The organism is Coraliomargarita parva, assembly GCF_027257905.1.
Classification (GTDB): Bacteria; Verrucomicrobiota; Verrucomicrobiia; order Opitutales; family Coraliomargaritaceae; genus Coraliomargarita_A; species Coraliomargarita_A parva.
Genome location: NZ_JAPZEI010000004.1, coordinates 178,830 through 201,993 on the forward strand (window position 1 = coordinate 178,830; position 23,164 = coordinate 201,993).

The window sequence follows — 23,164 nt, forward strand, 5'->3', positions numbered from 1 at the left end:
GCTTCTCTAAATTTTCCTAAGCGCCGAAGCGGGAGGTCCCACGTCCGGAGCCTTCAAGACCATGATCCGGCTCGGCGAGGTCAGCGGGGGGGATGCCAGCGACGACTTCGTTCCAGTTTTGGCCGGGAGGTGGCGTTTGGCTCAGCGGCATAGGCCGTGCACGAGCCTCTATACTGAAGACGCGTAGCTCAGCGGCCCCCCAAGTGGATTCCCCCGTCCAACGCAAGGCACGGACTTCCCGGTTTATTGGGAGAACGACCAGACGACGGCGGTTATCGACTTCCTCGTGAATGACTTCCCATATACCGTCAGCGCATTGAGCTTCGACCTTAAAGTTGCGGATGAGTTGCTTGGGCATCACCAAGCACTGGGACTGAATCGAATAGGTGCAGGGCATCCTCTTGGGGGCATTGAGATCGCTGTCTAAAACCAAGCGTAAGCAATCGAGGTATTGGGGTGCGCTCCACTCAAGGGTAATGTCGCTGCCCAGCGGAGCGCTCCAGGCGTGCTCCGCACCATCAGCGTTGCGCTCATGGCCATCTGTCAGACATGCGGCATTCACAGTGTTTAACGTTGCCTCATTCATCGGAGCCGCGACAGGGCGGATTCGCCCCGGCAGCCAGCAATCATCCTCCATAAGCTGCTCCTGAAGCCGGTCAAGGCATGGGCCTGCAATTTCGTTCGGTTCGATGGAATGCGCGACACAAAGGGCGGCAGCCGTTCCAACTGCCTGACCGAGCAGTGAACAGGTGGCCATCACACGAGTTGACGAAAGCGCACAATGCGTGGCCGAGATATTGCGCCCGGCACAGAATAGATTCGGCACATTGCGCGAATAGAGGCAGCGCAGCGGAATGCCATACGGAGACGGCGCGGGATGAAAAATGGTGGCAGCTCCGGGATAGTAGAGGCCTGCCGGATGGTGATCGTCCATACTCCAGCCGCCGTAAGCAACGATATCGTCGAAATTACCGCCCGCTTCGATATCATGCTGCGTCAGGGTATGCTGTCCGATGTAGCGACGACTTTCTCGCTTCCCCGGAAGTGCCCCCATCCAGCGCAGACGCCAATTGGTGAGTTTTTCTGCCTGAGGACCCCGATTCTTCATGTAGTCCCAAGTGCCCCATGCTGTTTTTATGAGTTCATCGTGAATGAACTCCGCATCAGCGATGGTGTTTTTCAACCCACCGAGTTCGAGCCACCAAAAATTATGTCCGAAAGTATTTCCAATACGACTGGGAAGGTTGGAGTCATCGTCGAAGCGGTATGCCCAGGATGGAGGAGAAAACGGTTTCGGACTAGGCGTCTCCTCAAGCTGAAGCAATACAGTATTGCCCATGGTCTTAAGGTCAGCTGCTATTGGAGCGATTTCTTCGCCGAATTCTTCTCGGCTTTCGCGTCCACAACGAGTTTCCGCTCCACTAAGCGGAGCCAGGATCGAGTCACCCGAGCAATCGATAAAGAACCGTGCCTCAATACGATGCCAGCTTTGCGTACTAAGCTGCCATGCGTCGATTGATGCCAAGCGACCTTTTTCAACCCGTCCGTCGTTGCAGGAGCAGTTCAGCAAGGTAGTCAGGCCGGGGGTAAAATACGCGAATTCAAACAGCACCGAATCCCAAACCGAATAGAGTCCGTCCGGATTGCGTTGGGCATTGACCAGTTGAATTTCCTCCAAAATACCCGTTTCCTTTTTGTTGGCACCGAAAGCACCGCATATCCACATGCGGATTTCAGAGGAAGCGTTACCGCCGAGAACAGGACGATCATGGACGAGAAGCACGGAACTACCGCGTCGGGCAGCGGCTACGGCAGCAATAAGTCCTGTCATGCCGCCACCAACGACGCAGACGTCTACATGGTGGTTAATGCGTTTGAGCTGAGAATTCATTTCGGATGTAAGCCTTGTGTGATGCATCTTCTCAAACTCAGGCTTTGAAACAAGCTCGACTCCGCGTTACGGTAACTCAACCATTACCCAAGAAGGAGTAACATGGAGAACGGGATACCTTTGATCGACAAAGACAGTCCCGCTCATGCATACGCGAGCGAGGCAAGGCGACCTCGGGGAGGACTATCCCCAGAGGTCACACCAAAGGAATTTATATATCAATCATTCCCCACAATGACTCAACCTCACCGGATGAGAGAGCCATCGGATAGATACGAACCTCGTCGATGACACCATCGAAATACTGAGATCCATCAGCATACCGTCCAATCTCAATGTCACTGGTGTTACTTTGGATTGATAGCGAGGAACGCGTGTCGATATAGGTAACCGATTTCTCTGCACCATTAACGTAAATGCGAATCGAATCACCTTCGCGAACCGCGCCAAGGTGATAAAGCTGCCCCGTCGTTACCTCGATGCCTACTGTTTGTGCACGGAAATAACTGCCATCACTCAAGGTCAGAACCATACGCACCTTTCCATCATATATTTCAAGGGCGCAATTTTCGCCTTTGGAAATAATGGTGTGGTGACCGGTAACGTCATCGGCATATATCCATGCAGATAAAGTTACGTCATCCGAGAGTAACAATGCTTCATCATCCGGTATATTCACATAACTGCTGGAACCGTCGAAGTCTAAAGCATAACCTCTCGTCCCTGAAACCCAGCTCGGATCATTTTGAATCGTTCCGTTGTTTTCATTAAAACTGTAATCGTAATCACGAACCGATTCCCCGCCGACATCATCAAACGGCCAATAACCACACATTAATGTGTCCTTCAATCCAAGGCAATTCATCAGGCTCTTGACTTCAACTGCGCTTAGCGCTTCAGAGTATATCTGAAGATCATCCAGCATACCATTGTAAGATTGATCCGTTTCATCTTCAGGAACTCCCAACCTCAGTGAAGTGCTTGAGTTCTGGATCGCTTGCGTGATACCACTGGTTTCAGCTATCAATTCACCGTTAATGTAAAGCCGCGCAGTTCCATCACTGAAAGTTCCTGCGACATGCATCCAGTTTGTTCCATACATACCGGCTGACGCGGAAACATTGGTGCAGTTACTCGCACTCCCCACCCGGAAAACAACGTCACCATCATCAAGTAACTGGAACGCCCAACCGGCTCCTGATGTATCATCAGGAGATTTGCTTACAGGAATCATGTCAGATATTGTTCCGTCTGGCTTCATCCAAAATGACACGGTCATCTCGCTGGTATTGCCGAGAGAAGTTCCCAAATCCGCATAATCAGAGCTACCATCAGTTTGATCAAACGAAAGGGCACCCGCTTTCATTCCACTATCGGATTTGAAAATAGGCCAACCGTAAAGTGCACCATCAGCACCATCCACAGCACTATTGTCAATGACGCTGCTAGACGATTCATCCATACGAAAATGTGCAGTTCGAGTGCCAGGAAGAACGCCGTAGTAAGATTCCTCGAATGGAATCGCCCAGTCTGGCAGCTCTGGAGTTTCCGAAGAACTCCAACTGCCATTTGCGTCCATCCCGTAGCTTTGCCACAAAGTAAACGTTCCATCGTTTCCTAGAACACGGAAGGCATTATCGCCATAGTAGCTATTATAATCGATATATTTTATTTTATCCCAAACTGCAGCCCCAAAATCGGAGGAAATCGAAGCTTGCAAAGGGGCACTACCAGAGGCTTGGCAGTAGTTCCCAAAGACGACAAGGTTCGACAGTCCGGGCTCGCGATCATGGTCAGAGACACGAAAAACAGCCTTTCCTCCAAACGATATATTTTCTACAACCATTACATTTTCAGAGCTATTAATGAATACAGCCGTCTCTTGCGCATTATATATTGTATTCCATGCGATCAAGCCCGGCACCTCATCGTCACTACCACATACTTCGTAGTAAATTGCGCGCGTAACACCCAGTTCGGAATCTTGGCTAACCTCAACAAGATTAGATCTTATGACATCAGCAACAGTCCCCTCATCGTTCCATATCCCATTGTTATAATAATAATTTTGCTCTATCAAGCTTCCGTTGGTCGCACATATTTTCTGACCACCTTCTTCTCCGATGGAGTATCCGATGCAATTATTTGATGCAATTTTATTGTGGGAGACAAATATTGGCCCCTCATCTTGATCCGAACCCAAAAGCCCTGAAAGGCCGTTTGACGAGAACAGACAATTAACAGCGAACCCATACCCCCCAAGAGTTGCGCCACCCGAATGATTATTATATACAGTACAATTCCTCAAAGTCAGCCTTGTGCTATACGTTCCACGAATAGAACCAGAAAGACGCATACAACTAGCATACTGAGTAATTATTAAGTTTTCAATGGTCACATTCCTGGCATAACCCGGTTCAAAAGCTGGATTTTCTACAGATACTTCAACAAGGTGTCCGCTTGGGTCTCCATAGATATAAATATATCCATTATCCTCATCATAATACCATTCGCCAGATTCGTCTAATTCATCAATATCATCCACATGCGTATACCGAACATCATCGACAAACAGTTCTGAATTATAATAAACGGCATCAGCTGATCCTTCGACATATCCACCATATGCCGATTCATGTGACAAGTCGTTTTGCCCAGTCCAGTAATAGAGATCACCATTCGCGATTGCGCTGCTTGAATCGATTACCCGGGACCCTTTCATGATGGCACCATTTTCGCCAATAAAAGTATCCCCATCTTTAGGAGTAACAGACTGCAAACGATGCGTGCCAGCGGCAATTAGATATGTCGTTCCAGCCGGATATGTATTTACGATTTTCTGAAAGTCATCCCCCACTTCCATCCGCACGGCACCCTCGTTAGACTCCAACTGATAGCAAGCAATGGTTAGATTATCGACGACAACAGTCCCAATGCCTTGAGATGCCCGAATAAACACAGCACGGCTGTCAGAGGGATTCACACCCAATGCAGAGTTCTCGTAGGAAGCAACCATGCTATTACTATCAGCACTATTCAAGTCGAGCTGGATCCCATCAACATAGGCCTCGACAGTCCAATATTCTGTCGTCGTATCCAAAACAAGCTTCAAGGAGTGCATACTACCTCCAGCATAAGAGCCAGATGCGGCAGTGTAAACATAATCAGTGCCCGCCATGGCAACATTAAGCGCACCGTTTTGACGCAAAAAAACCCATGGAGCATAGTCATCCAAACTACTGGTGGTGAAGGCGCTAGACGAAAAGCCAAACCCTAACCACGAACTGGACGATCCCTGGGGAACAGTGACATCAAGCGTGATCTCGTAGCGTGCAGGAAAACAACCGAAGTAAGCAGATGAAAGATACATCGGCATAACAGCCGTGATAGAGCCACTGGCACTATCAGTATCAAGCAACAAGGACGAACCGTCTGTTGTCGCATTTACTGTGTCGCTACAATTCCAGACATTACGAGACGTATCAGTTGCGTAGGTTGGACTTTCCCCATCGAGACTACCTATTTGATCAAAACCATCAGCTACCAACAAAGGACTTCCAGGGGATTCAACTTGCTTAATGCAAAAATTATCAATCTCAATATCTCCAATACCAGCATTTGCATAAATAAAAACTGATCGGTCACTTGTAGGATTTTCACCGAGAGGAGTGCTACTATAGCTGGCAACAAAACTACTAACATCCTCTTCATTCAAATCAAGTTGACTCCCATTAACATACGCACAGACGGTCCAGTCACTTTGCGTCGTGTCCAGTATAATCTTGATACTATATGTATTATCTCCCGGATAAGATCCTGATGATGACGTATAGGCATAATCAGTGGCTAACATCCCAAGATTAAGAGCGCCGTTTTGACGTATCAAAACCCAAGGGGAAAATTGAGAGAGTGACTGACCACTTGACTGTGAGTTCGTTGAATAACCGAACCCGAACCACCCCGTGGATGATCCCGAAGTCATTTTAACATCAAGCGAGATTTCATAAACGGCAGGAAAAATTGAGAAATAGTCACTCGATAAATACATAGGCATGGTAGCGGAAATAGCACCAGAAGCATTGTCGGTGTCCAAGGTTAGACAGGCTCCGTCAGTGGTCGCGTAATCAGCCCGGTTCACACCCCATATATTTCGCGAAGGATCGGATGTATAGCTTGGAGACGCATCATCCAAGGTTCCGGTTCGACTAAAATCATCGTAGACAAGAAGCGTGTCTGCTACTGATGTTTTAACAATTAATGTGGCGCTGCACAGGGTAAGCCACATACATAGGAGTATGTTTTGGGGCATAACAATCTTGAGTTTGGGGTTAGTTTAGCAATTAGGTCTTTTTTGACCTGTTAAATTAACTGCGATAATCTCAGCGTATCACATCCGCCCATTCGGATTATTTATAAGAATCCCGACACAATATCATGGGAGTTCCCCAGCATTAACGACAGCGGGATCGATACTAATAGGCTTTAAATCCAGCTGAGTGCTGTGCGCCCGGTTGTGAATTACAAACAAACGGCATTTCCCCGAATAGATGGGATATTTCCTAAGGATGACGCGCTTCCATCGTCCGTCGTCAGCTTTGGTTTTAACCGCGATGGCCATCACCTGATAATGTTCATCGATAACATTTGGAGAAAGACTGATAGATTCCCCTGGCTTTAACTCGTAACTCCCCTTGCCCATCGTAAACATGATGTCGGTCGAAGAGGCATTAAAAATCATGTCCTTGGATTGCTTGCCCTCGTCATATGCATAGGGCAGGGGATAAGCTCGATAAATATCACCACCCACTGGGAAAAACAGAAGCAACCATTGCTTCCCGTTAAGGGGAAGCGTAACCGCAGCACTCGATTTCGGACTGGACAAAGGAGTTTGGCCAGTCGCGTCAACGGCGGATGTAAAGGTAATTTTGGGCGGGCCGAGATAGCGACACCACGATGAAAGTTTGTTTTCGTAAAGGGTAACCGATTGAGAAACCGCACCCGCCGCCTCCGTTTCGGCAGTGCTGTTGTAATTCAGGACTGGTGGAACGAAAGAGTCCTCCAACCATGTCTCTCCCGTCTCTGCATCAATATGCTTAATTAGCTTACGACGCAGCGCGTCTTTTTGGTAAGGTGAAGATGATTCCGGCCACAAATAAATGCGAAAATCCGCAGATATATTCTCCTCAGGGCCTTGAGCAAACACAACGCAGGGCAGAACAGACACCACGGTGAGTATGAGCAATCGGGCAAACATAGACAGCATCAGTTATCCCCCTCCAACCAACGAAAACCAACAACAACAAAACGGCGGCCCATTTGTTGATTCACCGCACCGAGTTCGTCAAAACTCAATTCAGGCGCATCCATGCTTTCAACAAATTCCGGGAGGCGCTGGACAATGGCTTCACCACGCGCAATGGCTTTTTGCCCCGTCAAAGGGTTCGTCGCCTCACCATAAGCTTGAATGCGAAACGTATCCGATCGGGCACTCAGCACGCTCCCCAGACGCGACAGAATATCGACTTGACTGAGCCAACCAGGTAAATCTTCGGAACGCCACCCTGCTTCGGCATCGACTTCCAACTGGCTTGTGCCGCTGGGATCGACTTCGAAGTCCGTCGTCTTCAGAACCTCGTTAATATCGGTTTTGTTAATCGCTGCGGCGAGTGCTCCCTTTAAGCGGAAGGCATCCGGATCTTCGTTCAGTCGACCATCCCGGTTCGGCATACGATTAACAAACTGAGCAAGACTGCCAAACGGCCCCCTCAGTTTGACCTCTTCAACAATATAACGGGCAAGCTCAGCAATTTGATCACGATCAAGACGACGGTAGCCCGTATAATTTTCCTCGTCAATTTCACTCGCGCCGTCCTCGACCGGACCGCCATAGGGCTCATCCAGCCTCAACAGAGGAGACCGGGGCGTGGCGGCACTCGACGAATCCACCGTTCCGTCCTCACGGGTCACATCCGTTCCATAAAAGGAGGCAAGCAGGGCTTTCCAAGCCTCAACAGAGGTGCTGTTGATGTTAAACGCGCCATCAAGCATGAGATTTGCCGACGCGGCATCCACACTAGGCGCATCCGCAGAGTCAGAATCCAGCACAGCCAGACGCAGATTCTCAGGAGCGGTCCAAGACGTGCTATCCGGCAAGGTTGAGAAAAACCATTGGTCCCACAAGGCTTCGTTTAATTTGTAGGCGTAATCATGATGCACTCCAACGAATAGATCAAATGTTGCATCAAGCGGATTACAAACCTCGCCCCAATTGCGCGAAAGCTCTTCCAGATCGATCAGAGGATCCGCCCTGCCATTACCAACCGCATAGGCAGGAATCAGATTCCCGAAACGTGAATTCACTACACGCTCCTCAAAATCACCGGAATCATTGTAAAGCGGAGCCTGACTGAGCTGACCGATGGAACGTAAATCGTCACGATCAGGCGCGACTTGGAACAAAATACATCGGCTATTTCCTACCGCACCAACATCCACGTTCCCCCCGGAAATATCTGCAAAGCCCGTAGAAGCATTGGTTTCGCCATCAATTAAGCGACTGCAACTATAAGTCGGGACACATGAGACCATGCCTTGCTGCTGATCGTCAAACACCAAGGGAGTCGGGCCATGTAATCGCGCCCGCGGGTTATACAGGCTCAGCCATTTCTTCGATTCAGGAAACACAACATTAGAATAAGCATTCCAAAACCGATCATTATCCGTATAATTCATGATAAGCTGAATTCCAAGCGCTTGACTTAAATCAAGAGCGCTTCCATTGCTCGGAGACTCCTCAATGTAATTTGCATTGTTAATACTAATGATTCCATTGGGATTATTAGTATCTTGATATACACTGCTCTGAAGAACAGAGCCATCTGCCAAAGCAAGTCGAGTCGCCAGCACACGCGTAGCATGCCCACTGACCGACCCCTTTATCTCTACTACCCCGTCATCTGAGGTAAACTGAGTCGAAGTCGCATCCAGACTCAGACCAGTATTAAAGCGGAACCCATCGGCGCCTATCCGGAAGCCCCTTTCCAAGACGGGGGAGTTTGTGCCATTCAGTGGGTCTGAAACATCATAATTGACGATTCCGCCCCCCGACACCGGACTGTATACAATCGCTTCTCCCGGATTTATCACACCGCTATTCAAAACAAACTGAATCGCATGGTTGAACGTCGAACCCGGCAATGAATAAATAATTCGGGTATTCGGGGCTGTCCTATCGGCATAGGCAAAATACACCCAATCATAATTCCAAATGTTTACAAAATCCTGATCGACAGCTCCCTTGTTGAGTCGAACGTGCCCCAGGCTAACAACGTAGTCCTGACTTTTCAAAGGAACGTTGTAGGGATTCCAGAGAATAACCGCAGGGAAAAAGTTATAGTAAATGCTGTAAAAAGAGCCATCGCGCTGGTAAGTCGGCACCACATAGAGTTCGCACCCAGCCAGGATCGGGTAGGCCCCCGCCTTTGTGGCAGTAGCTTCCTGAACCGGCAACTCGCCATCGCCATTCGGTTGCAAATTCACCCAGGAGCGCAGTTGATCCCAATAAGGGCCACCGGGATCCAAGACAGATGGACCCGTGCTCGAAGCGGCTCCAAACATCTGGCCATTAGGGTTCATCGTAGCGTCGTAGAGCCCCAGGGTCAAATCCTTGCGTAAGGCAGATTCATCAGAATCCGCGATGGTATTGCTCAGCACGCCATAACTGGAAAACGTCAGGGCGTCATGAACCTCACTGATGGCATCCTCGGTGCCGCCCTGCTCCTTGGCGACAATCTCAAGCGATGGAAAATCCACCATATTGGAGGCGAGAGGAAGGCTGCCAGCATACCATTCGAGATTATTTACCTGTTCAATGCCATATCGCAGCGGGGAAAGACCGTCATCGTCCGCAGTCGGATTCGTAAGATTCGCTTTAGCCTTAACACCTTCATCGCCCACCCACCAGGCATAAGCTCCATCCGATGGACCGGAACTCGCCGCGATGTCCACTTTGCCAGCCTCCATCTCGTCACTCCCACTGACAAATGTAATGGCATTATCCATTGACGAGGCATCACTGAGGACTGAATCCCGATTTGGATCCGAATTGCCAATAGTCCCGGAGACCAACCACTTCCGAAAAACCACCTGGACATAATCGTCGTTGTCCCTGCTCGTCTCCCAGACTCCAGTCCAATGAACACAAGCATCTCTCAAACCATCGATAGACATTAAGCCGGAAGTCGCATCCCGCAGATCCTCGTCATAAGGATCTGTATCCAGCAAAGCCGCCGTACCACTCACCCGCTTGTCCGGCCCCATCGATTCCTGAACCTCGCCAATAGCAACATTGAGCCCCAGCAGCGCATTTTGACGAGCCTGCAGCATCAGCATCTGATGCTGCCCATTAGCGGTTTCAACTGAGACGAGTGATGTAAGGCTGAGAATCAGCAGGATGATAAACGCCATCAGCGACAAGGCCACAACCAAGGCAAAACCAGACGCTGACTGTTGACGGTAAACATCACGAGTCTTTCGAATTTGGCCGTTGGCATTCATGACTCTGGTCTGATGGCGTTTCTCGGAAACTCAAGAAATAGTCGCAGGAGAAACGGAAGGCGCGCCTGATGACCTCTGCACCAGGCTGGGCATTTCATGGAGATAACGCCGGAGGATCTCCTGCGAGAAGCCGTTTTGTTCAATCATTTCCTTGAAGAAATAAGCGCTGGGCTTGGGGGTTCGCAGGAAAGTCTCAAAATCGACATGAACCATGCCGAATCGTGGAATAAAGCTGCCCCACTCATAGTTATCCATGGTGGACCAATAGAGGTAGCCCTTCAGATTAACCCCACGCTGAATGGCGTCGTTGACTGCAGAAAGATACAGCGCAAGAAACACGATACGGAAACGATCATCCGCACAGGAACAACCGTTCTCCGTTACCCAGACATCGCGTCCGTCGTTGAAGCGTTCCAAGATAGAGGTAAGACCCTCTGGAAACATTTCCTCCAGCGAGAAATCCATGTCAATCATGCGGAGCTTCTTGTGGGGAAAACGTGGAGAATACAAGGACTTGGATCGCGAGTTGACCAGATGTCGAGTGTAGTGATTGATGGCCCAGAAGTCCATCGCTCCCTTCGCCTCGGGACAATCCTGCGCATCCGCCAAGGGGGCGATAAGCTCTCCATGCTGGATCGCATGCAGCACACATCCGTTAATACGAAAATCCTCATACAAGGTCATCGTGCGATCAAGTTCATCATAATAGCGACAGGGATAGCTATGCATTCCCAAGTGAGCGGAACTGACAGGAGTGTCGGTAATCCCTTTAATCACATGATAGGCTTGGGCATGCGCACGAATGCGGTTAAAGCCAATCTCGACTCCGTGCAACAGATGCGTTTCTTCATTCAGAACGAGCCAATAATCGACAAACTCATCAAGATAGCGGACCGCCTTTTCGACATAGCGGAGGAAAGGCGCAATATTCTCGACTTTGTTGAACCCGCCCAGTTCTTCATGCCATTGAGGCCGGGTAAAGTGGATAAGAGTAACGAAAGTCTTCATTCCGCGCTCTTTCACTCGAACAAGAAGCTCTTTATAATGTTCAAGCGCCGCCTGGCTGAACTCGCCTTGGGTCGGCTCAATGCGCGACCATTCCAAGGAACAACGATAAGCCTGGTGGCCCAGATCGGAAATCATGTCCACATCCTCACGGAACAACTCGTAATGGTTACATGCTTTGCCCGATTTTTCCTTAATGTCCCGTTTGACCTCTTGATGGTATTTCTGGGCATTGGTATTATCACCCTCAATTTGGTGACCGGCCGTAGCACTCCCCCATACGAAGTCTGAGGGAAATTTAAAATCGGGGAGACTGAATATATCGTACATATTATTTTTCCTAGTTTATAAATTTAACTTACCATCCATTAAATAGGTAGGGATCATCAGAGCGTTTGAGCTCGTTAAGATAAAATTCGGCTTTGCCTTTTTTCGACGCTGAGGCGTTTGATAGCAGGGAAAATACGATAGGGGGATGCACATTCCCATCGCCGGGGCTTAGCAGTGCCTGTGTGTCGTAGCTGACAAAAATAGCGATTTCGTTGCTCCCCACCTTCAGCAAATTCAAAGGCACCGGATAGTCACGATTGAAGGTGGAGAGATCGTCCGGATGCGTTTCCCGACTGGTATGACCGACCATCTGGCCATTGATGAAAACCGTGTCGATACCTTCAATCGAACCGATAAGGATCTTCGCTGCATCGGCTGGCTGTTGATTCAAATTGAAAGAGCGACGATACCACAGCCCTTCCCTAACACCTTGCCACTGTATTCCGAGATCCCGATAATTTCCTGGGAGGGAAAGCTGGTTCCAGGAATCGACTTCATTGATCGGGCTAAGATCCGGCAGATCCGAATAGGCTTCTCCGATCTGCCATTGGCCCGTGAGATTGATCGACGCGGCGGGACTCATCGGCGAACGCGGAGATTGCAGGAATGCCGGCGGATTCATGGCAACCCCCAAATTGGACAGCAGCGTCCGCAAGGCACGCTCGGCATACCAGACCGAATCCGCCAGCCAGAAATAATTCTCATCGTAGTCCAGAATGGCAGGCTCAAACTGGCAGAATATCCACTCGCCTTTTCCTTCGGCAACACGAGCCAGCAAACCAGTGTCCAGAACAAGGTCAACACCGTCACCGCCGGTGATCGCCACCACGGGGATGCTACCTTTCCAGTAAAAGTCGCTATTGCCAAGCCCGGCCAGTAGCGGGTCCGCATTGTGACCGACCACAGAATGGTCCACCTCCCGTTCCGAGGCGGAAAGCTTGGTCGGCGTCCAAGCTGACTGGAGTGATTCAAGACTCTTGGGCAGAGAGAAAACAATGCCGCCCGCCTGCACAAAGGGATCCAGCCCGGGCTTCCACTTCATGAGTTGCTCAACCGGGGCATCACCCAGAACGAAAACAGTGTGCGCCGGGTTGACGCCTTTGGGGTCGCGGGTAAAGGGCACGCTCAAACGAGTCAACAGTTGCGCTCCCGCATCATTGCCGAGGTAGACAACCTGACGGTGATCGGGCGCAGGCAGGGACTCAGCATAGCGCACCAGGTTTTGCGTGTAACGCTCAACTTCGGGACCGGGATTCTTTCGTCCGCTGACATCCAATTGACTGAAGACGAGGTAACCGTTGTCTTGCTGGAGCTGCCAGACGGCGGCGTAGTTGAGTGCAAATTCGCAATCGGCCAAGGTCGTAAAATCAGCCGTGTCCGGCTTGACGATAACGACCGTGGCAACGTTGTGATGGTTGCCCCACTTCATCGGATGTGCGTGCTTCTCGCCATCATTCCAAATGTAGAACCAACGGCCACCGTTGCCCTCGCCTCGTTCAGGTGAAAGGTTTTCACGTGCGACCGCATAGCCGTCGGTGAGTGTCGACTCGCCCCGCCAGTAGTTGAGCGTGCTATTTGACATCCCATCGAAGAGCCCCCGGGCAAAGTCCCGGGCATAGACATCGCGCGGTGAAATGTAATTCGTGCGGTAGTGGAAGCGCTGCCGAAGGGTTTCCTCAGACTGCTCCATCACAATGACACGCTTGCCCAAGGCCATGAGCTTGCCCAAATCAATGCCTTCAGGAGTCGCCTTCAGTTCGTAGTCGAAAGCACGCCGACCAAAGATAACCATCGAGTAGTCTTTCAGGTCATAATTAAAAGGCACCTGATCAAAAACGATGCCGCTCTCTTCAAGTATCTTGGCCGTATCGCCTTCGGGATCGATCAAGGCAATGCGCGCGCTGCTGTTGAATGGACGCGGAGACAGGATTGAAATCGGTGTGCTTTCCGAGATTAACTCACGCCCCTTCTTTCCGGCTTCGGACAAGGTCATTTCAAGCGTGCCTTCGCCATCTTTCAGCGCGGGGATTTCGCACTCGACCGGAACCTTGACCGTTTCCCCAGCTGGTAGCACCAATGTATCTTTTTTCTCGGCCACCGTTTTTCCACCAAAGATGAGTTTCCATTGATAAGTCACCTTCTCGTCATTTGCAGAATTGTTCAGCAGCACGAGCCCGCGCTTAAGCGTCTCACCGGGGGCATAGATATGGGTCTTGTCGCGCATGTCGTCAGGCGAACCCGCAATGAAAGCGGTCACCTGCTGTTGAGCGCGATGCAACAGTTCATCCATACGATTGCCGAAACTGAAGTAATGTGAAGTCACCAATCCGATGCCATCCGCACGCCAGTTCAGCCACTGAGCCAATTGCCGATCAAACCAGACCTGGTCGCGCTTGTTCATCTCATCGGAGATATTGTAAAGCTCTGTTGTGTTGCTATTACTATAACCCTCTAAGGCTTTCTCACGCTCAACCGGATCTTTAATCTTTGCGATCGAATCGAACTTCCTCTTGGAAGTCCGTTCGTAGGCATGGAGAACTTCTTCGTCCACGGCATCGCGCTCAAAAGCCTGATCTCCCTTGGTGACGGCTATCCACTCCGCATCATAAGGGATGATACGCTGTGCCGTGTGCCCGCCCGCGCGGGGGCGATTTGACCAGTTGTGAATAAATGGACCAGCCTGCTCACTGTAAAACAGAGGCTTGACACCATTTTTCACCCAATAGTCGTTCATCTCGATCAACTCCTGAATCGGCATGAAGCCGGGATAATGCGTAATGTGAGCAGCGTCCAAAAAGCTTCCGGTGTTTTGCCCGGTGATTTGACGACTGGGATCCGCCTCCCGCAGAATACCGATCACATGTTGCTGGGTACGAGCCAAACGAGCAAGAACCGGGTTGTCATCGAAGTCGCGCAGCCAGCGACCATCCTGAAGCAGCGGGTTGTACATGGAACCCATGTCCAGCAGTGAACCCAGATCCTGCCAGAAGAAAATCCCCGGGCTGTTGCCATAGCGCTCAATCTGGTAATTCACTACTTTCTGGAAGAACTCCCAGTAACGCGGATCGTTTTCTTTACCCTGCTGCACGAGTTGCTTCGTATAGAACCAGCCGAGTCGGATACTCCCCCCCGTGCCACTGTCACTGCAATAACGCACGTAGTCACCCAACGACGAATCTCCCGCGCCCAAGATGACCGAATGCCGGAAACCGACACCAAAGTTGTAGTTGATGTTGACGTCCCGAAAGCCCTGACTGGTACCAAACGCATTGAACTGGCTGGTATAGCCACCAAAAAGGTTGAGCGTGCGACCGTTCATTTTAACCAGACGACCATCAAAACGGATTTCCCGGAAGCCGAATGTTTCCGGTTCCGCGATATCCACAAGATTGCCGTTTTCGATCAAACGAGCATTGAAATCGTAGAGGTAGGGCTGATAAATATCCCAAAAGACGGGGTTGGCCCAGGGAGCGTCAAGGCTAATCTCCGCGTCTTCTGCACTGGCGGTGAAAGAGACATCCGGCAATGCAAGCGCCTCACCCGCACCATTGCCAACGCTGGCTTGAAACACATAGGACGCACCGGGCTGGAGATTGTTCAAGCGAACGCGTGCACTTAGCATTGCATCCGTGACGGAAGTCGTGATCGACGAATGCTGAATGGACGCGCCTGTTGGCACCGCACGAAGCTTCACCTCACCACGCAGTCCGCGGTTATAAACGCACTCAGTCGGCTTGAATGAATCGCCAAGTATCTCTTTCAGCACGCGGTTGTAGCCTGCATTTATATCCGCACGAACAAAAATAGAAAGCGTGGCAGTTTTACCGGCCTTCAGTCGAGACGACAGATCAAGACTGCCTCCGGGCCATTCAACTTCACCGCACACCTCCCCATCGACGTAGGCCGTAGCTATGGTTTGTGGCTCATCAATATCAAGATAGATATCACTTCTTTTCCAACCGACTGGAACTTCAATCGTTCGCTGATACCAGCCGGCCTGATAGGTCAGATTGAAAGAGCGGTTCCAGAGACCTTTAATTTTCATCGCGTCACCCCAGTCAGCAGGCGGATGATCGGGAGCGGTTTCCGGTACCGGAATGTTCTGGCGGTAAGGCGCTTTTTCGCCCACCGGTAACCAATCCCATGCATCGGCTAAAACTATGGAATCACCCCGGCTATCAAAGCCCTTCTCGTAATACTGAACTTCATAACGTTTATAAAACCGATCACCTTGCCCGGGCAAACCGATGTCGTTATATCTGACAACGACCCAGTAAGTGCCAGAATGAGGCAATGGGCCAAGTTTCACGATACACTCAAGGGGCTCGGTCTTCCCCGAATCCCATCGAATCGTAGTCTTGTGGTCTTGTAACAGCGTTTCAGCACCATCAAAGACCTCCACAGAAAGCTCCCCTTCCGAAGCACGAGCACCTGCAGGATTGAGACTTAGGGCCAACTTGGGAGACTGCCCAGTCAGCATCGGAACCGTGTTGGCTTCATCACACGGAAGTGTCGCCATACGGACCACATTCGGGCGAAAATCGTCCGGATTGCCGCTGTAGGAAATCTCGTCAAAGAGAATATCCCCCGTACCCCAGTATGACTTAATAAGCAGAGCGGTCATCGTTTCGTAAGTGGAAGGCGTCTTACCCGCGAGATTGCCATCGATGTAAATGAGGAATTGCTGCGGCCCAACTCCTGCGGGATTGACGATATCAAAACGTGTCCAGCCTAGATGGCGTGGGACGTAGAAATCGTGATCGCGCACCCCCTTGCTATCACGATAATACCAATTGTCCGTGCCCTTCCCACTATGCAACCAGAAGCGCTCGGTCTTCTGCCCATCACCGCAATATAACTCAAATCCACGGTCCATCGTCGTACTCACGTCGAAGAGTGGATCATACAACCAGAAACTCACCACCCCCTGCGTGCTTTCTTCTGGAAGTTCGAGCTTGGCCACATTTTGGTTCAGATCGCAATGCAATTTGGACGCACCATTACCGGATACGACTGTATCAGAAACGATCGAAACGTTTTCCGCCTTCGACAGCGAACCAAGTGAACTGACGTCGTCGAAAGTCACTTGAAACGGCTCACTGTAGCCGCAGGACGCAGTGGCCACAGTGAGCAGCGTTATAGAAAACAGCGTTTGAACGGCTTGAACGAACTGGATGGGCTTAAACATGGGGACAGGTCACCTTACGCAACGCTACAAGAGAGCGTTGCTTGCTTCAAGAAGAAGGGGAAACAACAAGCTTGGCCGAAGCCGGGCTCAGGAGGCCTTTCGACGACGCACAATGACCAACCCGCACACAGCCAAAGCCAGTGCCATCGCATAGGCGGAAGGCTCCGGAATGGCCGTGACTTCAAGGGTCAGGTCCCCACCGGAGTAAGCCGCAAGCATGGTGACGCCATTGCTGGAAATGGTCCCGCCATCGGCAAGATTCGAGAAGTAGCCGTTGATCGTGCCACCGTCGATTACCGTGAAGATTTGCCCGACGGTCAGACCCGAATTATCACCACTGGCAACAAAGAGCAGACTAGCGCTGCCCGTAATCGTAGTCGTGCCCGAACCGCTACCCACAACAACCAAGTCGGAATCAAGCACACCGGCTGAGGTCAAAAGGTCGAAGACCAGCTCTGAGTCGGAACCGAGATTCAAGTTACCCGCGATGGCCAAACGCCCAGTCAGATCGTCCGTAGTTCCTGCCGTCAGAATGGCATCTGCAGTGCCGGAACCGTCACCGATAACGACACTGCCGGAGAAGTTGTTGCCCGAGGCGAGCGAACCGCTCAGCGTACCGGTGTTAACCGCCACTGCACCACTGATGACACCCGTGGAGCCGTCCCCGACGACGAGCGTGCCGCCTTCAATCGTCGTCGCTTGGCGAACAACGTTATTACTCCCGGTCAGGGTCAGCGCGGCGGTCGATCCACTTCCCAGCACCAGATAACCACCGACCATTTGGGTGGCAACTGTGACATCAGTCGTCTGATTGACGGTGAGGGTCCTCTGCAAATCGGAACCGTCGAACGAAATACGACCTGAACTGGTACTGCTGCTCAGAGAGCCGATCGTCGTGTCATTCGTAAAACTTAGATACCCACCGGTGCTGCTGTAATCGACATTAATCGACGAGTTATTTAAATTGGAAACGATAATCTTCTTAGTAGACGCAACGAAATTGATCGTGCCGCTACCGCTGATCGAGGAATCAATCGTCAAATCACCAGCCGATCCGTTCTCAATATCAACCGTGCCATCCAGAGTGATACTTCCGGCCAATGTGGTCACACCACGGGCATTCAGGATGTGCCCTTCTTTCAGTATAAAATCATTAATGGTGTAAGTGGCACCACTCACTCCCAAGAGATAGAGATTGGCACCTGCCCCATTCAAGGTCAGCGAATCCCCCGCAAAAGTGTAGTCTGTGGAATCACCATCAGGCGTGCGTAAGACACCTGTCGTAACCGTATAGTTATTACCAACCGAAGGCGCGCCGACATCGGTGCCGCCGACTATTGTTGCCCAACCGCCGGGTGTGCCGGTATAGGGGGTCGTAAAACTGGAAGCGTTACTGCCATCAGAGGCCCGCAAAACATAGTCAGCGGCCTGAGCCGTGGAGGAGAATGCGATCACAATCGCAGAAGTCGCCAGAAGCGAACGAGTTACCTTGGGGTGTTTTTTCATAATGTGAGGTGTATTAGATGGTTAAAGCTAACAGTTTTTGTAATTTCTATAATTTCAGCCTGTTCACAAGCCTTTTGATATGTTACGGTAACTCCATGAGGCGGATTTCCCTAAAAGACTTAGCCGAGAAGGCAGGAGTCTCCACCATGACAGTCTCCCGAGCACTGCGAAATGCACCCGGCATCTTACCCGAGACCCGGGAACGCATTCTGCAAATCGCTCACGAGTATGGCTACCAAACCGATCCCAATCTTCAGAAGATGATGGGCTACATGCGCAAAGTGCGCATTCATTCGCGAACGGAAACCATCGCCTGGATCTGGCCGGACAGCAGGCTTAAGGACGCCACGACGAATGTCACACTTCGGCAGATGATCAAGGGAGCCGAAAACAGAGCTGAAGAGCTTGGCTTCAAACTGGACCAGTTTTCCCTTAAAGAACCCGACATGACAGTGAAGCGTCTGGTTTCCATACTCAAAAACCGGGGAATCCACTGTCTCATTATCGCCCCCGTTTACAGCTTCGCCCACGGACAATTCGATTTTCCATGGGATAATTATGCCACCACGATTATCGGACTCGGACTCTGGAAACCCAACCTGCATCGCGTCCATTTCGATCACTACTCTTCGATGGTGCTTATGATGAACAAGCTCAAGCAAATGAAACGCAGAAGAATTGCCCACATCATGGCTCCAGTACTGGACGAACGGATGTATCATGCTTGGTCTGCAGCGTTCCTCACTCACCACCCTCTCGAACTAAAAGAAGCCACTTCGATGCTCATCGAAGAGAATGAACGCACACGAGAAAGACTCTTAAAAAAGATTAAAGAACTCCAATTAGACACGCTCATCCTTCAACCAAAGGAAGCAGATAACTTATTGAAAGACCCTCGATCTCCCCGCAACATGCTCTACGTCACCTTGTGGCATTCCGATCAATATCCCCATATCGCCGGCATCGATCAAAATGAACTCCTTCAGGGCGCCTACGCGATCGACATGATCAGCTCGCAATTCCAACGAGGCGAACGCGGCATCCCCGAATTCCCCAAAAAGGTGCTTAGCCAAGGATTCTGGCGGGATGCAAAAGCAAACTGAAACCAATAGATGGAAGCATTAAGCTCCTGATAAAAACGAGAGGCCAAGTTACCGTAACTCCATGTCGCACTTGCTTCTGCATTTGCGTATGAGAAAATCAAAAACTCAGACGTAAATTGTGTTAATGCAAGTGTCATGAATAAAAACGAATCCAGCAAAACCATCGTTCAGGAACAGCACACGATTGCCAATATTACTGCGCTTTCCGATGAGACATCGAAATATCAGCGAACACAGCACCCAGATGCCCAGTGGTATGCAAATGCTTCACTGGGAATGTTTTTCCATTGGGGGATTTCCAGCGTAAGCGGACAAGGAGATCTTTCCTGGGGGATGATGAACCGCACTCCCGGATATATGGAAAAAGCAATGAAACGTTATGGTATGTATGCAGTGCAAACACTGGTGCCGCCAACGGAGTATTGGGCACAGGCCAAGAATTTTTTGTGTGAAAACTATGACCCGAACGAGTGGATTTTGGCAGCAAAAGACGCCGGAGTGGATTACGTCGTTTTGACGACAAAGCATCACGACGGATTTTGCCTATGGCCGAGTGAATACGGAGAATTGTCTACGAGAAACTATCTCAACGGACGCGACCTAGTGGGTGAGTTCGTTGAGGCTTGTCGTCGTCATGATATGCGCATTGGCTTTTATTATTCACCGCCCGACTGGTATTTCTTCCGGCATCATATGTCCTATGGCTACGGCAATCAGAAGCCGGCACTCGACGTCAATTACGAACCTTACGAAGTCCCCGAAAGAAGTGCAGAGTTGCTGGAGGCATACCACGATCTTTGCAACGGGCATGTGCGCGAGCTACTGACCCGCTATGGGAAAATCGACATTTTATGGTTTGATGGGCGCTTGCCTGAAGAAAGTATTTCCATGGCAGAAATTCGCGAACTCCAGCCCGGCATTCTTGTCAATCCCCGAGGCCATGGATACGGCGATTTCGACACACCGGAATGCAAGTTTCCCGAAAAGCGCCTTGAACCGGGCTGGTGGGAGTACTGCCATGTGTTTGCAGACGGAGCTTGGGGCTACCTCGACCACGAAGTTTACAAACCGCTAGGTTGGCTACTGGCAGAATGGTCCAAGACCCGCAGTTGGGACGGAAAATTTCTGCCAAATGTGGCTCCCGATTCACACGGGCAAATGCCGCACAGCTTCTACCTGCGCATGAAGCAACTCAAGGCTTGGATGGCGCACAGTGGCGAGTCGGTCAAAGGAACCACTGGAGGTGCCTGGCCAGAAGAGTCCAATGTTCCATTGACCCAAAAGCCAGGCAAACTCTACGCCCACATCGATTGGATTTTCGATGGCACCGTAGAAATCAAAAATTTACACAAAGAACCGGCGGCGCTCACTTTGCTTCGGACAGGATCGTCCATTGATTACGAGTATGCCGACGGAGTTTTGCTCTTCCGAATCCCGCAAAAATGGCGGACAAATCTCACCGATGTCGTTTCAATTGATATGTGATTTTGAATTGGGATCCATTCACTTTACAATCAGCAGCATCGACGATCCATAAGCCTTACAAAGCCAAGCTTTGAGATGCGTTTACATCGCCTGTCGGATGCCATGCAAACGCAGCGAAAACTGACTTAAGTTCACTGAGATACTGGTTCTTCAAGAAGGCCGTAATGTAGCCCACCAAGGCTAATCTTAATATTAAACATCTTCTTCATCATGACACCAAAAATTTCCTTGATTGGCGCAGGCTCCGTGGTCTTCGCCAAAACTCTCATCAGCGATATTTGGCGCTTCCCGGAATTGGCCAACGCCACCATCTGCCTGATGGACATTGACCCGGCGCGCCTCAAGGTCGCCGACATCATGATGCGCCGCATCGCGAAAAAACTCGACGTCGGCGCGAAGATCGAGTCCACACTCGACCAACGCGAGGCAATCACCGGGGCAAAATACGTCATCTGCACGGTGCAGGTCGGCGGCTACAAGCCGTCCACAGTGCGCGACTTCAAAATCCCGGCCAAGTATGGTCTCCAGCAGACCATTGCCGATACGCTCGGAGTCGGCGGCGTTTTCCGTGCACTGCGAACGATTCCGGTCATCAACAGCATCGCCCGTGACATCGCGGACTACGCTCACCCGAACTGCCTGTTTCTTAACTACACAAACCCGATGGCCATGAACTGTTGGGCCGTTGAAGAAGCTGTTGGCATTCCCCACGTCGGTCTTTGTCACTCGGTCTTTGGTACGGCTAACCAGCTCTGCAACTTTGCGAAGTTGCCGCCCGAAGACGTGGATTACCTCGTAGCCGGGATCAATCACATGGCGTTCTTCCTGAAGTTCCAGTATCGCGGTCAGGACGCCTATCCGCTGCTCTTCAAGGCCCTCGAAAACTCCGAGAGACGGCAGGAACTCGTCCGCTTCGAGATGATGCGCCGTACCGGCTACTTTGTGACCGAGTCCAGCGAACACCAAAGCGAATACGTTCCGTATTTTATTCATCACGGTCAGAAGGTCATCGACCAGTTCAACATCCCCATTGACGAATACATTCGGCGTTGCGAAGCGATCATTGGCAGCTGGGAGGAGACCGAAGCCGAACTCCTCGGCAAGGACGGCGAAATCGAAATCAAGCCACAGTCTCACGAATACGGCTCTTACATCATCCACTCGATCGAAAGCGGACAACCGCGCACAGTTTACGGCAATGTGCCGAACCGCGACATCATCACCAACCTACCCAACCGTTGTAACGTCGAGGTGCCTTGCCTCGTAGACCGCAATGGCCTGCAACCAGTCACCGTTGGCGAGCTCCCACCGCAACTTGCCGCCCTCTGCATGACAAACATCAACGTGCAGGAACTGGCCGTGAAAGCTGCCTTGACCGGCAAACGGGAGCACATCTACCACGCAGTCATGCTGGACCCGCATGCCAGCGCAACGCTGCCGCTCGACAAAATATGGGCGATGTGTGACGAACTCATCGAGGCGCACCAGAAGGATGGCTTCCTCGGCGAGTTTACCCCAACGCTCAAAAATACTGGACGCGGCTACGCAGGTGTCGGTGACCGCATCATTGCGCGGCTCGAAGGTCAAGGAGTCTTCGCCACCGACGCCGGAGCGCAGAACAGGCTCCGCCTAACCGTGGAAAATCCGACCGGTCAAGCCGTCACCCTCCAATTCCAACTACGCCCCGAAAGCGACGCGCTTACCCTTGAGGGCGATGGTATCCTTACCGTGAAAGCTCCCGCCAAAGGCAGCGCTACCGCTGAGGCAGTCACGATCAACCAATCTGCAATCGATGATAATCTTAGTGTCACACTCGAAACTGAATGTGCGAATGTACTCGCGGTCAGCGCCGTATTACGTCCCCGCCCAAAGCTAGGCCTCAACGACTCAGGTGAAGCTACCTTCGGACTCAAACTCGCGGGCTTCGATGCGGCCGAAGGCACACTCGCCCGCGACGGCGACCTAATTCGCCTCCGCGCCAAGGTGCTCGATTCCGACCTCAAGCCGAACTACGATTCTCCCTTCGCGGGATCCGGGCTTCAGTTGTTCTTTGCTCCTCTCGACAACACCGGCAATATTCGCGAAGTGAACATCATTGCA

General features: G+C 51.0%; 9 protein-coding genes and 1 pseudogene. 3 read left to right on the forward strand and 7 right to left on the reverse strand.

What is annotated here, in order from left to right; genetic code table 11:
* Positions 1-16: 16 nt before the first annotated feature.
* From O2597_RS07205 to O2597_RS07235, 7 genes are all read right to left on the reverse strand, one after another.
* The gene (locus O2597_RS07205) at positions 17-1,891 is read right to left on the reverse strand and encodes an FAD-dependent oxidoreductase (RefSeq protein WP_269523634.1); all 1,875 of its coding nucleotides are present in this window, start codon (positions 1,889-1,891) and stop codon (positions 17-19) included.
* A gap of 211 nt (positions 1,892-2,102) precedes the next feature.
* Positions 2,103-6,176: a LamG-like jellyroll fold domain-containing protein gene (locus O2597_RS07210; protein WP_269523635.1), complete on the reverse strand. Its 4,074-nt coding sequence runs from the start codon at positions 6,174-6,176 to the stop codon at positions 2,103-2,105.
* Positions 6,177-6,323: 147 nt separating this feature from the next.
* Complete coding sequence (locus O2597_RS07215; RefSeq protein WP_269523636.1) at positions 6,324-7,145, reverse strand: hypothetical protein; 822 nt, start codon at positions 7,143-7,145, stop codon at positions 6,324-6,326.
* Positions 7,146-7,153: 8 nt separating this feature from the next.
* A complete protein-coding gene (locus O2597_RS07220; RefSeq protein ID WP_269523638.1) occupies positions 7,154-10,447 on the reverse strand; it encodes a hypothetical protein in 3,294 nt (1,097 codons plus the stop codon).
* Between the two features lie 30 nt (positions 10,448-10,477).
* Complete coding sequence (locus O2597_RS07225) at positions 10,478-11,782, reverse strand: glycoside hydrolase family 1 protein (protein ID WP_269523640.1); 1,305 nt, start codon at positions 11,780-11,782, stop codon at positions 10,478-10,480.
* Between the two features lie 28 nt (positions 11,783-11,810).
* Positions 11,811-16,970 (reverse strand): glycoside hydrolase family 2 protein, encoded by a 5,160-nt coding sequence (locus O2597_RS07230; RefSeq protein ID WP_269523641.1) that lies wholly within the window; start codon positions 16,968-16,970, stop codon positions 11,811-11,813.
* An 87-nt stretch (positions 16,971-17,057) separates the two neighbouring features.
* The gene (locus O2597_RS07235) at positions 17,058-18,476 is read right to left on the reverse strand and encodes a beta strand repeat-containing protein (protein ID WP_269523642.1); all 1,419 of its coding nucleotides are present in this window, start codon (positions 18,474-18,476) and stop codon (positions 17,058-17,060) included.
* 17 nt (positions 18,477-18,493) lie between these two features.
* Between O2597_RS07235 and O2597_RS07240 the strand changes: the two genes are divergently transcribed.
* The 3 genes and pseudogenes from O2597_RS07240 to melA form a co-directional block, all read left to right on the forward strand.
* A complete protein-coding gene (locus O2597_RS07240; RefSeq protein WP_269523643.1) occupies positions 18,494-19,579 on the forward strand; it encodes a LacI family DNA-binding transcriptional regulator in 1,086 nt (361 codons plus the stop codon).
* A 135-nt stretch (positions 19,580-19,714) separates the two neighbouring features.
* Entirely contained in the window at positions 19,715-21,064 is a 1,350-nt protein-coding gene (locus tag O2597_RS07245; protein ID WP_269523644.1) for an alpha-L-fucosidase, read from the forward strand.
* 210 nt (positions 21,065-21,274) lie between these two features.
* Positions 21,275-22,549 (forward strand): annotated as a pseudogene (gene melA, locus O2597_RS18770) (alpha-galactosidase); the annotation flags it as partial.
* Positions 22,550-23,164 lie beyond the last annotated feature (615 nt).